The sequence below is a fragment of the Frigoribacterium sp. PhB24 genome, from assembly GCF_003755185.1.
Taxonomy (GTDB): domain Bacteria; phylum Actinomycetota; class Actinomycetes; order Actinomycetales; family Microbacteriaceae; genus Frigoribacterium.
Genome location: NZ_RKIC01000011.1, coordinates 443804 through 457912, shown reverse-complemented (window position 1 = coordinate 457912; position 14109 = coordinate 443804). Strand labels below are relative to the sequence as shown.

Genomic DNA, 14109 nt, shown 5'->3' with positions numbered 1-14109 from the left:
CGAGGAGACCGATGAGCGTCTACGACGTCTGGGCCCCGAAAGCGACCACCGTGCACCTGCACCTCGACGGCGAGCTGCTGCCGCTGGCGGCCGAGCCCGACACCGGCTGGTGGCGCGCCCCCGCCGACCTCGACCGGGGCCCGGGTCACCGCTACGGCTTCGTGCTCGACGGTGGCGACTCCCCCGCCGACGAGACCCCGTTGCCCGACCCTCGCTCGCGTCGGCAGCCCGACGGCGTGCACGGCCTCAGCGAGACCTACGACCCGGGCGCCTTCGCGTGGACCGACGACGGGTGGACCGGGCGCCAGCTGGCCGGCTCGGTCGTCTACGAGCTGCACGTCGGCACCTTCACGCCCGAGGGCACGCTCGACTCGGCGATCGAGAAGCTGCCCCACCTCGTCGGCCTCGGCGTCGACCTGGTCGAGCTGCTGCCGGTCAACGGCGTCAACGGCCGCTGGAACTGGGGCTACGACGGCGTCGACTGGTTCACCGTGACCGACAACTACGGCGGCCCCGAGGCCTACCAGCGCTTCGTGGACGCCGCGCACGCGTCCGGCCTCGGCGTCGTGCAGGACGTCGTCTACAACCACCTCGGCCCGTCGGGCAACTACCTGCCGCTGTTCGGCCCGTACCTGTCGAGCAAGCACGCCAACACGTGGGGCGACAACGTCAACCTCGACGACGACGGCGCCCACGAGGTGCGCGAGTTCATCCTCGACAACACGGCCATGTGGCTCGACGACTACCACGTCGACGGCCTGCGCCTCGACGCCGTCCACGCGCTCAAGGACGACAGCGACGTCCACCTGCTGCAGGAGCTCGCCGAGCGCACCGCGGCCCTCGGCAGCCACCTGCGCCGCCCGCTCTCGCTGATCGCCGAGAGCGACCTGAACGACCCGCGACTGATCACGCCGCGCGACGGCGGCGGCTTCGGCCCCGACCACCGCCAGGGCTACGGCCTCGACGCGCAGTGGAGCGACGACTTCCACCACGCCGTGCACGTCGCCCTGACCGGCGAGACGACCGGCTACTACGCCGACTTCGAGCCGCTCGGCGCCCTCGCCAAGGTGCTCACCAAGGGCTTCTTCCACGACGGCACCTGGTCGTCTTTCCGCGAGGCGACGCACGGGTACCCGGTCGATACCGAGCACATGCCGACCTGGCGCCTCGTCGTGGCCAACCAGAACCACGACCAGATCGGCAACCGTGCGATCGGCGACCGCCTGGCCGCGACCCTCGACGACGGGCAGCTGATCATCGCCGCGACGCTGACCCTGGCCGGCCCGTACACGCCGATGCTCTTCATGGGTGAGGAGTGGGGCGCCTCGACCCCGTGGCAGTTCTTCACCTCGCACCCCGAGCACGATCTCGGCGAGGCGACGGCGAAAGGCCGCATCGAGGAGTTCGCGAAGATGGGCTGGGACGAGTCGTCGGTGCCCGACCCGCAAGAGCCCTCGACGTTCGAGAACAGCAAGCTCGACTGGTCCGAGCTCGAGACCGGCCGTCACGCGGTGCTGCTCGACGCTTACCGTCGCCTCGGCGCCCTCAGGCGCAGCGAGCCCGCCCTGACCGACCCGCGCTTCGGCCGGACCGGCGTCGAGTACGACGGCGACGCCCGCTGGCTCGTGCTGACGCGTGGCGACCTGCGGATCGCGATCAACCTCGCCGACCAGGAGGCGCGGGTCGCGGTGGTCGCCGAGACCGTGCTGTTCGCGAGCCACGAGTCGATCGTCCCGGGTGCGAGCCTGCTCCTCCCGGCGCACTCCGTCGCGATCGTCCGCTGATCCGAGTGCCCGGCGGAGTTCTCGCCGGTGACGCGCGCCCGGGGCTGACCACTCCGGGCGCGCGCGTGCCGCCTGCCTGCTAGCGCGCGGACACGCCGCCCCGCACGGGCCCGACCCGGTGCGAGGTGGCGCGGACGCTCGGCAGGCGACGGCGTCGCACGACCAACTCGACGACGGCGCGGGACCGTCGGCGCAGACCCCACAGGGTCACCTTGGTCAGCGACTCCCTGACGATCGAGCCGCTCATCTTCGAGGCGCCGTGGATGCGCTCGGTGAACGTGATCGGAGTCTCGACGACCCGCAGGCCCGCCTGAAGCGCGCGCCAGAGCAGGTCGACCTGGAAGCAGTAGCCACGCGACTCGACGAGGTCGAGGTCGATCCGGCGCAACGCCGACGACCGGAACACCCGGAACCCGCCGGTCGTGTCGGCCACCCGGATGCCCAGGGCGCCGCGCGTGTACCAGCTCCCGCCCCGGCTCAGCAGCTTCCGGCGCAGCGGCCAGTTCTCGACGGCACCGCCGGGCACCCAGCGGGAGCCGAGCACCAGGTCGTTCTCGCGCAGCAGCTCGAGCATGCCGGGCAGGTACTCGGGGTGGTGCGAGCCGTCGGCGTCCATCTCGACCAGGGCGTCGTAGCCGCGCTCGAGCCCCCAGGCGAAGCCCGCCAGGTAGGCGGCGCCGAGGCCGGCCTTCTCGGTGCGGTGCATCACGTGGACGCGGGGGTCCCGGTCGGCGTAGGCGTCGGCGAGCTCGCCCGTGCCGTCGGGCGAGCCGTCGTCGACGACGAGCACGTCGACCGAGGCACCGGAGGCCAGGGTGCGGCCCACGATCCAGTCGAGGTTCTCGCGCTCGTTGAAGGTCGGGATGATGACGAGGGCGTCGTTCATGGTGGGGTCCTTTCCCGTCGGGTGGGAGTCGGAGCTGTCGCTGTCGGTCACGAGGTCACGAGGTCACGAGGTCACGAGGTCACGAGGTCACGAGGTCACGAGATCGGCGAACACGATGAGGTTGTCGACGTAGTGCCCGGTGGAGCGGTCGAAGGTGCCGTCACAGGTGATCAACCGGAGGCCGGGGGTCGGGCTGGCACCGTAGACGTCGCTCGTCGGGAACGTCGCCTTCGGGGTGCGCTCGCTGCCGGTGACGCGGAAGGTCTCGACCGAGCCGGTGGACAGCGTGACCTGCACCTCGTCGCCGGGCACGAGCTTCGCCAGGTCGACGAAGACCGCCGGGCCGGAGCCCGAGTCGACGTGCCCTGCGATGACGGCCGGTCCGACCGCGCCGGGGACGACGCCGTCCTGGTACCACCCGGCCGATTGCCACTCCTTCGGTGGGTCGAGCTCGCCCTGCGCCCCGAGCCCGAGGTCCTCGAGGCCCGAGTCGACCCCGATGGACGGGATCTGCACGCGGACGGGCGTCGCATCGGCCGGGGGTGCGGTGTACGACGGTGCCGCAGGGTCCTGGAAGGCCCCGGCCGAGCCGCTCGCGGGGTCCGGCGTCGCGGTGGCCGACGGTGTGGCCGCGGCCGAGGTGCCCGTGTCGTCGGGCTGGGCGGCGACCGCGGCAACGGTCACCCCGCCGGCGATGAGAACCAGGGCGGCGCCGGCGGCGAGGACGGCGGCACGATGGCCGGCCACGAAGGTCGCCAGGCTCATCCGGCCACCGCCAGGGGCGAGCACGCGCCGAGGCTCGTGCCCTCGAGCTGCAGGGCCGCCAGGGCGGCCCAGGCGGCACCGTAGTAGGTCGGGGTCGACTGCGAGAGGGCGTCGGCGGTCTTGAGGTCGGCGGCGGCCCGGTCGTGCTGACCGTCGCTGGCCTCGGCCGCCGCGCGGGCGGCGTAGGCGAGGGGGCTCTGGTCCGAGCCGACCGACTGACCGCCGAGGTCGAGCTGCATCGGCAACTCGTCGTACCGCTGCAGCACGGTGGCCATCGACGCGGCGAGGGCCACGTCGTCCGCTTGGCAGGATTCGGCGTAGCGCAGGGCGAGCCGACCGGCGTCGTAGCTGTACTGGACGCTGCCCGACGAGCCGTCGGCGCTCGGCAGCGGGACGGTCGTCCCGTCCTGACGCACCTGGGCCCAGTCGCTCGGCAGGGCCGTCGAGGCGAGGATGGTCGTGGTCACGGCTCGCGAGCCGGTCTCGAGCTCGGCCCATCGGGGATCGCCGCTGGCCTCGCCGAGCTGCGCGAAGGTGGCGGGCGACGCGTACGAGGGGTTGTACGACCAGGGGCCGGGGCCCATGGCCCACGGACCGGGCAACAGGATGCGGCCGACGTCGGTCGCGACCGTCATCTCGTCGAGCACGTCGGTGCCGAGGTCGACGCCGTCGGTCGTGAGGTCGGGGCGGTCGAACGTGGAGCCGGCGAGCACCAGGGCCCGCGCGGCGTCGACGTCGGCGTCGCTGGCCGGCATGTCGTCCACGACCGCGCCGTCCTTCCACTGCCAGGCGAGCAGGCCGTCGGGGCGGACGAGTTCGTCCTTCGTCCAGGTCCAGATGGCGTCGAACCGTTTCTCGTCGCCCACGGCGACCGCGACGAGCATGCCGTAGGCCTGTCCCTCGCTGACGGTGTCGTCGCCCTGGTCGCGTCGGACGACGCGACCGTCGTCGTCGACGTAGTCGGCGAGGAAGTCCTCTCCGATCTCGGTGGCGGTTCGGGGCTGGGGGGTCGCGGTGCCCGCGCCGGGGGTGCCGGTCGCGTCCGCGCCGCCTGCCTGGTCCGTCGACGGGCCGCTGGACCCTCCGACGACGAGGGAGGCGATGCCGGCGGTGACGGCGAGCGCCACCACGACGGCCGCTGCGAGCAGCGCCTTCGTCTTCTTCGTCATGTCGTTCTCTTCTCTCGCTCGACGGTGCCGAGCATCGGTCCTGCGGTGGGGCGGGGAGCCGAGGAGGCGCGGTGCGACGTGTCGCTCACCGCGCCTCCTCGCCCTGCCGGGGCGGTGCGGGGCGTCAGACCCCGAACCAGCCGAGCACGGTGGCCCAGAGGCCCTTGGCCTCGCTCTTCTGCGGGTGCTCGGCGAGGTAGCCGCCGCCCGTCTGGACACCGCCGACCGGCGCCTGCGCGGTCGCCGCGCTGTCGACCACCGGGACGATGGTGATGCCGCCGGTCGAGTTGTCGAGGACGAACAGGGTGTTGATGCTGCCGGCGGTGAGGTCGACGTCGCTGGTGCCGCGGACCTTCTGGCCGGTCAGGTCGAGCGTCCAGGGGCCGGCCGCGACCTGCGCGTAGCCGCTGGCGCTGCCGAAGGGCGCGTCCTCGGCGATCGTGGTGCCCGTGCTCGTCGCGACCGTCACGGTCTTGCTGACGTTCGCGGCCTGCACCAGGCGGACCTTCGCCTGGCCGTCGGCCGGAGCCGTCAGGTCGTCCGTGAAGACCTGCGTCTTCAGGTCGTCGTTCGGTCCGTAGGCGACGGCCGTGATCGGCTGGCCGCTGTCGACCGTGATGTTCGACGTGATGACCGGCTTGGCGCTGGCGGGTGCGTCCGCCGCGGTCATCGACACCACGTAGGTGCCGGCGGTCAGCGCCTGGTACGGGCTGACCTGACCGTAGGTGACGTCGTCGAGGTCCATGACGACCTGGCCGCCCTTGAGCGAGGTCAGGGTCACGTCGACGGCCTTCGTGTCGGGCGAGAGGTGGCCGACGCGCACCCAGCCGTCGCCGTCGGCGGCGTGGGCGGGCGAGACGCCGACGAGCGAACCGGCCAGGGCGACGCCGGCTGCGGCGGTGAGGGCGAGGACCGTCGCGAGGCGGCGACGCCGGACGGGAGGTGCGGCGGCGAGAGCGGCGGTGGTTCCGGTGGTGCGTGAGAGGGAAGCCATGAGGCTGGTCCTTTCCGGTCGGGTGCCCCACCCCGAGGGGGGTGGGACGCGGTGAGGAGGTGCCGGTGCCCGCCCGAGGGCGGACGCCGGCGTGGCGATCAGTTGGAGAGGACGCCGGTCGGAGCGACGGCCGAGAAGGTGACGCGCAGTCCGTCACCCGAGGGGGCGACCGACTCGGGGACGTAGACGCTGCCCAGGCCCTCGAGGGTCGTTCGTACCTCGTCGACGGACTGGCCGCCCTGCGGGGTGACGTCGAATTGTCGGAACAGCGCGTCCTGCTCGCCCGGCAGGGCCCCGGGGTCGGCGACCGAGATCGGCCCCTGGGCGGCGAGCTGGCCGAGCACGATGATCGCACGAGGGTCGACTCGACCGTCCGAGAGCGCCGTCGACAGGGTCGACGAGATCTGCAGGTTCGGGTTCTGGGCGAGTTCGGCACCGGCCTGCGAGCGGGCCGACGCGGCGTCATCCGCCTCGGTCTGCGCCTGCGCGGCCCCCTGGCTGTCGATCTGTCGGACGTTGACCTGCTGGTCGCCGTCGCCGAACGAGGCGATGACGGTCGAGTTCGCGAGGGCCTCGCGGATCTCGGGCGAGGTCGGCCCCGAGGTGCGGACCGACTCGGTCTCGAACAGGTAGTCCGAGTCGCGCCAGCCGTTCGGCGACTGAGCCTGGACGGCACCGTCGGTGTCGATCTTGTAGAACCAGATCACGTTTTCCCGGGCGAACCCGGCCTTGACCAGGTCGACCCACACGGCGTCGTCCACGAGCAGGCGGCTGTCTTTCGGCACGTTGGTCTCGACCCAGGTCTCGGCGTTCCGCATGGGCGCGTCGAGGTCGGCGTCGAGGAAGCCACGCAGCTGCACGGCCCAGAGCGGGACGACGGCGACCACGGCCGCGAGGGTCAGGGCCAACCAGGCGACCGAGCCGGTGCGGGTGGCCGCGGTCGTGAGGGCACCGGCCCGGCGGGCGCGGAACGCTCTGACGGCGTGGTCGGTGACGGCGGCGACGAGCAGCGCCGCGAACGGCAGCAGCATGATCACGTAGGGCACCGGCAGGTATCCACCGGGGCGGAACATGAAGGCGATCAGGAACACCATCATCACGCCGATCGGACGTACCTTCTTGACGAAGACCGCGACGATCGACGCCAGGGTCCCGAGCACGATCAGCACCTGGTCGAGCTGCCACCACTGCGACACGGTCGCGAAGAACAGGCTGCCGGTGTCGAAGACCGAGCCGCTGGCCTCGCGGGTCGCGAGCTGGAACTGGATGCCCTCGAGGAGGCTCACCCGGCCGGCACCCGGCAGCAACTCGCCCTTCACCGCGGCGAGCGCGACGTAGCCGAGACCGACGAGCACGAGCAGGCTGCCCGCGATCGAGAGGGTGTACCGGCGGGTCGACTTGTCGGCGCCCCGCCACATCATCCAGGCCAGGAAGGGCAGGGCGAGCAGGTACGTCTCCTTCGAGAGCACCGCGATGCCGAACGAGAGCGACGCCGCCGCGAAGCCGGCGAGCTGGTAGCGCTTGCTCAGGGCGAAGACGAACGCGGCGAGCAGCCACGGGGTGGCGACGTTGTCGAGGTAGACCGTGCGGTGGAACTGCAGGGCCAGCGGCGAGACCGCGAACACGAGACCGGCCACGGCGGCCGCGGGACGGCTGAGGCCGAGCTTGCGGCCGAGCAGCCAGACGAGCGCCACCGAGACGACCGTGAAGAACAGCATGGCTTCACGGGCGGCGAGCACGGCGACGTCGTAGCGCGAGAAGGCACCGGTCAGGGCCGTGTAGGCCGAGATCTGCAGCCAACCGACGGGCGGGTGGTCGTACCAGTAGGTGTAGTGGGTGATCTCACCGAGGTTCTGGATCGCCCAGGCCTGGGCGGCGTAGGTGCCCTCGTCGTCGATGCGCTGGGGCGAACCGTCCATGTTGAAGGCCATGACGACGGCGGCGATCGCGAGGACGGGCAGCAGCCACGCGAGGCTCGCACCGTGACGACGCAACCACGTCGCGGGCTTGGCGCCTCGCAGGTCCTTGGTGGGCACCACGGGGGTGCCGGGGCCGTTCGTCACGGTGGTGTCGGCCGCGCGGGGGCGGTTCAGCGTGCTGGTCATCGGTCACCTCCGGTCATGGCCAGGGCGGGCTCCTGCTGGGAGGCGCGGGGCGCCTCCTGCGGTTCGGTCGCGACCTCGTCGCGGTGCGCTCCGGTGTGCTCGGTCTTCTCCCACGCGTTGAGGCCGCGCAGCTGACGGAAGACCGCCCGCACCGCGGCGAGCGCGAGGAAGATCTGGTAGGGCAGCAGGCCCCAGACGAGACGGAAGTAGTCCCGGGCACGGACCTTCTGCCCGTAGACCCGGCCGAACTCGCGCAGGCCGGTGAACTCGACGGCCAGCAGCACGAGCGTGGGCGCCAGGGGCACGAACGACACGAGCGCGATGGCGGTCGGCACCTTGGTGGTCAGGATCAGGACGATCGAGACGGGAATCAGCAGGCCGGTGGCGGCCTGGATGAACGGCATCGTCAGCAGGTAGCGGGCCATGAGGCGCTGGCGCAGACGGGGCAGCTTCTTCCACTCGCCCTTGCCGTAGACCTGCATGAAGCCCTGGTTCCAGCGGGTGCGCTGCTTGAGCAGCGAGACGAAGGAGCCGGGCGTCTCCTCGCGGGTGACGACCTCGGGGCTGTAGGCCACGACGACCTTGGCCCCGGCGCTCGAGAGGCGGACCCCGAGTTCGCAGTCCTCGGCGAGGCACTCGGCGTCCCAGCCCTCGGACCAGTCGAGCCAGTCCTTGCGCACGAAGACCGTGTTGCCGCCGAGCGGGATGAACTTCTCCTTGGCGTGGAAGTGCAGGCGCGACCGGAACCAGAAGTAGTACTCGAGCACGTTGCGCAGACTCCACCAGCTGCTCTGGAAGTTCATCAGCTGCACACCGCCCTGCACCACGTCGGCGTCGGTCTCGGTGAACCGCGAGTCGACGAGGGTCAGGAGGCGCGGGTGCACCTCGTCCTCGGCGTCGAACACGCCGACGATCTCACCACGTGACGACTGCAGCGCCAGGTTGAGCGCCTTGGGCTTGTTCTTCGGCACGCTCGAGTCGACGACCACGCGGATCAGTTCGGGGTGACGGGCGGCCGCCTCGCGGGCGACCCGCTCGGTGCCGGGGTCGTCGTGGCCGACGATGGCGATGATCTCGAAGTCGGGGTGGTCCTGCTGGGCAAGACGGTCGAGGGTCTGGCCCATGACCTCCTCCTCGTGCCGGCCGGGGACGAGCAGGGTGAACGAGTGGGCGGCGTCGAGCGGGTCGTCGCTGAACTGGCTGTCGTCGAGGTTGTCCTTCGACCGCCAGGCGTGCAGCATCCACCAGAGGGTCGACACGGCGACCGCGGTGAGCAGGATCGTCACGACGATCAGCGACGAGTAGCCGATCCATTCGAGGGGCGACCAGTCGGGCAGCTGGAAACCGATCATCGACTCGGCGGTGCCGCTCGAGCCACGGTTCGGGACGAACTGCGACGGGTCGGCGGGAGCTTGCGGGGTGAGCAGCGGGGCGGGTTCGCCCGCTGCGAGACGTGATGTCGGGATCTGGGTCGGGTCAGTCGACACAGGATCACTCTCCAGTCAGTGGGTCGGGTGCAGGTGGGTCTGCGCGGTGTTCTGTCGGGTGGGGGCGTCGGTCGGCCTGGGGCGTGTGACGGTGGCGAGCGCGGTCGACGCGTCGGGGGTGTCGACCGGGGTGGTGACCGCAGGCGAGCCGCGGAAGACGAGATGGCGGTAGGCCATGTAGCGGAACGCCGTGCCGAGCACGAGGCCGACGCCGTTGGCCGCGACGTTGTCGGCGAGCTGGCTCGTGAAGCCCAGCAGGTAGTGCGAGACGAACAGGCACGCCGAGGCGATCAGCAGGCCGCCGACGTTGACGAGGCCGAAGGTGACGGCCTCGCGGACGACGGCCTGGTTGCGCCCCTCACGGAACGTCAGGTACCGGTTGCCGAGCCAGGCCACGGCCGTGGCGACGATCACCGAGATGACCTTGGCGCCGATCGGCTTGTCGTCGAGCAGGGTCGCACGCAGCAGGTTGTACAGGCCGACGTCGACGACGAAGGCGATCCCGCCCACGGCGCCGAAGGTCGCGAGTTCCTTCACCCGGGCGACGAGTCGCAGGGGTGGTGTCGGGTTCGTCGAGGTGGCACGGTCGGGACGCGCCCCCTGAACGGGGTACTCGGGTTCGGGCATGACACCGGTTCGGGGGGCGTCGGGGATTCGGTTTGGTCGGGGCCTCCCCGTCTCGGCCAATTGCCAGGTAGGCGACATCTGCCGTTCATCTCGTGGCGGTCGCGTCGATCCCGACGGGCCGTCCGTCGGGCGTCGGGACGCCCGACGCCGACGGGCCGACGGCTCTCGCCCGGCCGGTCGCGAGCTCCGTCCCGACCGCCGCCACGACGGCGGCGAAGCCGACCAGCCGGTCGGGCACCGAGCCGACGACGACGAGGAGGCGCTCCCGGCCCGTCGCCCGCCGCCCCTGTTCCGCGGCCGCCTCCGTCGTGGCCCCGACGTCCAGGAGCTGCGCCAGCACCCAGGGCAGCACGGGCACGAGCGCGAGCGCGATCATGAGGGTGGGGGCACCGACCAGCACGGTCGACAGGAGGGCCACGGTCGTGACGACGGTCACGGCCGCGTCGAGGAGCGGGTCGACGAGCACGCCGAGGGCACGTCGTCGCGCCTTCGGCCGGAGTCGACGCCAGTCCCGCTTGCCGAGCACCTGCAGGCAGCCGCGGACCCACGTCGCCCGGACGCGCATCAGTTCACGGAGTCCCCCCGGTGAGCGCTCGACCGTGGTCGTCTCGGCCGAGGTGGCGATGACGACGCGGGCCCCGGCCACCGTCATGCGGACGCCGAGGTCGAGGCCCGCCTCGACGCCGGTCGCGTCCCAGCCGCCCGACCAGGCCAGCCAGGAGTGACGGACGAAGAGCGTGCTGTCCGACAACGGCACGAAGCCGGCCCGGCCGTGGGAGCGGACGACCGACCGCGACCACCACCACCGGTCGACGGCCGACCGGGGCGCCCACCACGGCGTCGACTCGAGCGCCGGTCGGCTGGCGTGCTGGACCGCGTCGGCGTCCGTGCGGGTCAGGACCGAGTCGACGAGGGCGAAGAGCCGGGGGTGCGGGCGGTCGCCAGCCGAGAAGACACCGACCACGCCGTCACCGACCTCCGCGAGGCCGTCGGCGAGTGACGAGGCGGCCGTGGCGGGCCGCCCGCCGAGGGACCGGGTCTCGACGACCTGCACGCGCCCGGGGTGACGCCGCACGGCGGAGGTCGCGACGTCGAGGGTCAACGAGTCGTCCGCGTCCACGACCGCGAGGACGTGGACGTCGGGGTGCTGCTGCCGCGCCAGGAGGTCGAGGGTCACGGCCAGCCCGGCCGGACCACGCGCCGGCACGAGCGCGGTGAAGGTGTGCGCGGAGGGCAACACCGGGCCGTCGAGGTCGCGACGGCCGAGCTCCTCCTGCTCGCGGACGAGGTACAGCCTGTGCACGAGGCGACGGATCGAGACCACGAGGGTCAGGGCGACGAGCACGGCGAGCAGCACGAAGCCGGCCCACTGCACGCTCGACCAGTCGACCCAGGGCAGAGCTGCCGAGACGTGCTCGACCGGGACCGAGGGCACGCCGTCGCGGTTCGGCACGGGCGTCACGGGCGTGGCGGGCAACGTCGGGGTCAGGACGGGGCCGGGCGCCGCGAGGGTCGGGTCGGAGGTCACGGTGGTGCTCCAGTCGGGTCGGGTCAGCAGGAGCCTCGGACACCCGCCCCGGGTGGGACCGCGGCGTCCGACGGACCGTGTCCCCCAGGCGGGGGACATGATCTGATGAATCGTCACTGTACCGCGCGCGAGTCGGCCGCACACCCCTTCGCCGCCTCCACACCGACGCGTAGCGTGGGGTCATGGACTTCAGACACCTCGGCGACAGCGGACTCAAGATCTCGGAGATCACCTACGGCAACTGGCTGACGCACGCGTCCCAGGTCGAGAACGACGTGGCGACGCAGTGCGTCCGCGCGGCCCTCGACGCCGGCATCTCGACCTTCGACACCGCGGACGCCTACGCGAACACGGCGGCCGAGCAGGTCCTCGGCGACGCCCTCAAGGGTGAGCGTCGCGAGAGCCTCGAGATCTTCACGAAGGTCTACTGGCCCACCGGTCCCCGCGGCCACAACGACGTCGGCCTCAGCCGCAAGCACGTCCTCGAGTCCATCGACGGGTCGCTGCGGCGCCTGGGCACGGACTACGTCGACCTCTACCAGGCCCACCGCTACGACCACGAGACCCCTCTCGAAGAGACCATGCAGGCCTTCGCCGACGTGGTGCGGGCCGGCAAGGCGCTATACATCGGGGTCAGCGAGTGGACGGCCGAGCAGATCCGGGCCGGCCACGAGCTGGCCGTGAAGCACGGCGTGCAGTTGATCTCGAACCAGCCGCAGTACTCGATGCTCTGGCGCGTCATCGAATCCGACGTCGTGCCGGCCAGCAAGCGGCACGGCCTCGGCCAGATCGTCTGGTCGCCCGTCGCCCAGGGCGTCCTGACCGGCAAGTACAAGCCGGGTGCCGAACTGCCCGCGGGCAGCCGGGCGACCGACGACAAGGGAGGCGCCGACACGATCAAGCGCTTCCTCACCGACGAGGTGCTCGCCGGCGTCGCGAAGCTCGAGCCGATCGCGGCCGACCTCGGCCTCTCGATGGCCCAGCTCGCCATCGCGTGGGTGCTGCAGAACGACAACGTCGCATCCGCCATCATCGGCGCCTCGCGCCCCGAGCAGGTGGCCGACAACGTCAAGGCGGCCGGCGTCGCGCTGCCCACCGACGTCATGTCGCGCATCGACGAGGCGCTCGGCGACCTCGCCGAGAAGGACCCCGCGAAGACGGTCTCGCCCGAGCACCGACCGGCGTGAGCCTCGGCCGGCCCGACCTCGGTCCGGCCGGTCGACGCCCCCTCGACACCTTCCGGACATCCCGGGAATGTTGTCCGGCTGGATGCGCTTGCATATACTCGTACCAGCTTCGATGACATGTCATCGACCTCGACCTCACAGATTCAGGAGAACATCATGACCATCACCGCAGAGAAGATCCCCGCCGGCACCTGGAACCTCGACCCCACCCACAGCGAGGTCTCGTTCAGCGTCCGCCACCTGGCCATCAGCAAGGTCAAGGGCTCGTTCGAGTCCTTCGACGCCTCGCTCGTCACCGCCGAGGACCACACCGCCTCGAAGGTCACGGCCTCGATCGACGTGGCCTCGGTCAACACCAACCAGAAGGACCGCGACGGTCACCTGCAGACCGGCGACTTCTTCCTCGCCGAAGAGCACCCCAAGATGACCTTCGTGTCGACCAGCATCGAGGAGAAGGGCGACGACGCGTTCCTCGTGCACGGCGACCTGACCCTGCGCGGCGTCACCAAGCCCGTCACCCTGAAGAGCGAGTTCGGCGGCCTCGTCGTCGACGGCTACGGCCAGACCAAGCTCGGCTTCTCCGCGACGACCAAGATCGACCGCACCGAGTTCGGCGTCACCTGGAACGCCGCCCTCGAGGCCGGCGGCTTCACGCTCGGCAACGACGTCACCGTCACGCTCGAGATCCAGTTCACGCTCGCCGCGTAGGCACCGGCACCCGAAGGGCCCGCTCTCGCACCGCGAGGGCGGGCCCTTCCACGTCACCGCGCGAGGGCACGGCGCAGCACGGCGCGCTCCCCCAGCGTCCAGACCGCGCTCGTCACGAGGTAGAGACCGGCGGCCAGCGGGGCGAACGCCGCGAACAGCACGCTGACGAACGGCAGCCAGCGCACCAGACCCGCCGTGCCGGGGAGCGCCTCCTGCCCGCGCCCCGTCGTCGTGGCGGTCGGCGATCCGGTGAAGCGCAGGGTGGCGCGCCGGCTCAGTTCGACGACGATCGCGAGCAGCACCAGCAGCACGAGGTACGGCCAGACGGCCGTGAGACCCGTTCCGAGCGTGACGAACAGGTTGGCGCCGAGGGCGGCCCCGCCGAGCGTGTGGGTCAACAGCGTGTTGGCGTGACCGGCGATCTCGGAGTGCGCGAACAGCGAGTACACGGCCGTGAGCACGGGCGCCTGCGCCAGGGTCGGCAGGCAACCGGCGAGCGGCGACACCTTCTCGGACGCGTAGAGCGACATCAGCGCCTTGCTGCGCGCCGCGGGGTCGGTGACCCGACGGGTGAGGTCGGCGATCGCGGGGGCCAGACGGCGGCGGGCGATCTCGGCCCGCACCTGCGAGACACCGACGGGCACGAGCACCAGGCGGACGAGCAGGGTCAGCAGGACGACGCCGAGCGCGGGGGAGGACGTCCCGGCGACCGGTTCGACGAGCACGCCGAGGGTGGTGACGAGCGATTGCAGACCGCCGAGGACGACGGCGATCGGGGGAAAGGTGGACAGGTCCATGAGGACTCCTCGGTCAGAGAGACGGTGGGTGTCTTCTGGCCGCCGAGGGCGTCGGGACGACGCGGGCGAGGA

The 14109-nt window shown here is 71.6% G+C and carries 12 protein-coding genes; 3 read left to right on the top strand and 9 right to left on the bottom strand.

Going from position 1 to position 14109, the window contains the following annotated elements:
• Positions 1 to 11 precede the first annotated feature (11 nt).
• Entirely contained in the window at positions 12 to 1784 is a 1773-nt protein-coding gene (treZ, locus tag EDF50_RS09775; RefSeq protein ID WP_123519322.1) for a malto-oligosyltrehalose trehalohydrolase, read from the top strand.
• A 79-nt stretch (positions 1785 to 1863) separates the two neighbouring features.
• On the opposite strand, the gene EDF50_RS09770 is transcribed toward treZ, so the two are convergent.
• The 8 genes from EDF50_RS09770 to EDF50_RS09735 all read right to left on the bottom strand — a co-directional run bounded on the left by EDF50_RS09770 (position 1864) and on the right by EDF50_RS09735 (position 11345).
• Complete coding sequence (locus EDF50_RS09770; protein WP_123519415.1) at positions 1864 to 2670, bottom strand: polyprenol monophosphomannose synthase; 807 nt, start codon at positions 2668 to 2670, stop codon at positions 1864 to 1866.
• 87 nt (positions 2671 to 2757) lie between these two features.
• Positions 2758 to 3435 (bottom strand): class F sortase, encoded by a 678-nt coding sequence (locus EDF50_RS09765; protein ID WP_123519414.1) that lies wholly within the window; start codon positions 3433 to 3435, stop codon positions 2758 to 2760.
• Positions 3432 to 4604 carry a glycosyl hydrolase family 8 gene (locus tag EDF50_RS09760; protein ID WP_123519321.1) on the bottom strand — a complete coding sequence of 391 codons (1173 nt, stop codon included), beginning with the start codon at positions 4602 to 4604 and terminating at the stop codon, positions 3432 to 3434. The genes EDF50_RS09765 and EDF50_RS09760 overlap by 4 nt, the downstream gene beginning before the upstream one ends.
• 124 nt (positions 4605 to 4728) lie before the next feature.
• Complete coding sequence (locus EDF50_RS09755; protein ID WP_123519320.1) at positions 4729 to 5598, bottom strand: DUF4397 domain-containing protein; 870 nt, start codon at positions 5596 to 5598, stop codon at positions 4729 to 4731.
• Positions 5599 to 5696: 98 nt separating this feature from the next.
• The gene (locus tag EDF50_RS09750) at positions 5697 to 7703 is read right to left on the bottom strand and encodes a glycosyltransferase family 39 protein (protein ID WP_123519319.1); all 2007 of its coding nucleotides are present in this window, start codon (positions 7701 to 7703) and stop codon (positions 5697 to 5699) included.
• Positions 7700 to 9190: a glycosyltransferase gene (locus tag EDF50_RS09745; protein WP_233570496.1), complete on the bottom strand. Its 1491-nt coding sequence runs from the start codon at positions 9188 to 9190 to the stop codon at positions 7700 to 7702. Before EDF50_RS09745 ends, EDF50_RS09750 begins: the two co-directional genes overlap by 4 nt.
• Before the next feature lie 15 nt (positions 9191 to 9205).
• Positions 9206 to 9817 (bottom strand): GtrA family protein, encoded by a 612-nt coding sequence (locus tag EDF50_RS09740; RefSeq protein ID WP_123519318.1) that lies wholly within the window; start codon positions 9815 to 9817, stop codon positions 9206 to 9208.
• An 85-nt stretch (positions 9818 to 9902) separates the two neighbouring features.
• A complete protein-coding gene (locus EDF50_RS09735; protein ID WP_158612678.1) occupies positions 9903 to 11345 on the bottom strand; it encodes a glycosyltransferase in 1443 nt (480 codons plus the stop codon).
• Positions 11346 to 11527: 182 nt separating this feature from the next.
• On the opposite strand from EDF50_RS09735, the gene EDF50_RS09730 reads away from it, so the two are divergent.
• On the top strand, positions 11528 to 12532 hold the full coding sequence (locus tag EDF50_RS09730) for an aldo/keto reductase family protein (RefSeq protein ID WP_123519316.1): 1005 nt from the start codon (positions 11528 to 11530) through the stop codon (positions 12530 to 12532).
• A 156-nt stretch (positions 12533 to 12688) separates the two neighbouring features.
• Complete coding sequence (locus EDF50_RS09725) at positions 12689 to 13240, top strand: YceI family protein (RefSeq protein ID WP_054144994.1); 552 nt, start codon at positions 12689 to 12691, stop codon at positions 13238 to 13240.
• A gap of 53 nt (positions 13241 to 13293) precedes the next feature.
• On the opposite strand, the gene yidC is transcribed toward EDF50_RS09725, so the two are convergent.
• The gene (gene yidC / locus EDF50_RS09720) at positions 13294 to 14037 is read right to left on the bottom strand and encodes a membrane protein insertase YidC (RefSeq protein WP_123519315.1); all 744 of its coding nucleotides are present in this window, start codon (positions 14035 to 14037) and stop codon (positions 13294 to 13296) included.
• Positions 14038 to 14109 lie beyond the last annotated feature (72 nt).